This is a genomic window from Xenorhabdus santafensis (genome assembly GCF_033949405.1).
Taxonomy (GTDB): Bacteria; Pseudomonadota; Gammaproteobacteria; order Enterobacterales; family Enterobacteriaceae; genus Xenorhabdus; species Xenorhabdus santafensis.
Genome location: NZ_VCDN01000459.1, coordinates 1 through 352, shown reverse-complemented (window position 1 = coordinate 352; position 352 = coordinate 1). Strand labels below are relative to the sequence as shown.

The 352-nt window shown below is 31.2% G+C and carries 1 protein-coding gene; it reads right to left on the bottom strand.

Annotated features, from left to right (window positions below):
• Nucleotides 1–252 (bottom strand): hypothetical protein (locus FE392_RS20950; RefSeq protein WP_319932005.1); only part of this gene is annotated, 252 nt, incomplete at its 3' end.
• Between the last annotated feature and the right edge of the window lie 100 nt (nucleotides 253–352).

Sequence of the window (352 nt, the reverse complement as noted above, 5' to 3'; positions counted from 1 at the left end):
TTCATTGATATTTTTTAATTGTATTTGCGGTAATGGGGGTACAGTTTTGATAAGTTTGTTCATTTCTTCTTGAAATTCTTTTGTTTTAACTTTACCCATGTTTGTTTTAAGTAAATTACATTTTCGTAGATCTAGAGGGTTTCCTGTGATGTTGTAACATGCTTCTTTTTGTGTGTTGCATTCTAGGAGTAATCGAGATAGTTGTGTTTTTGAACTTTCACCTTTTTTTCTTCCGATGATATTATACCGCATTCGTTTTCCTTGGCTATTAACTAAGTAGTTTTCCCAGTAAAAATCGTGAGAATTAGCTATTTCGAAGCAATCTGTATCAATAAAGAAAGCAGTTTCTTTA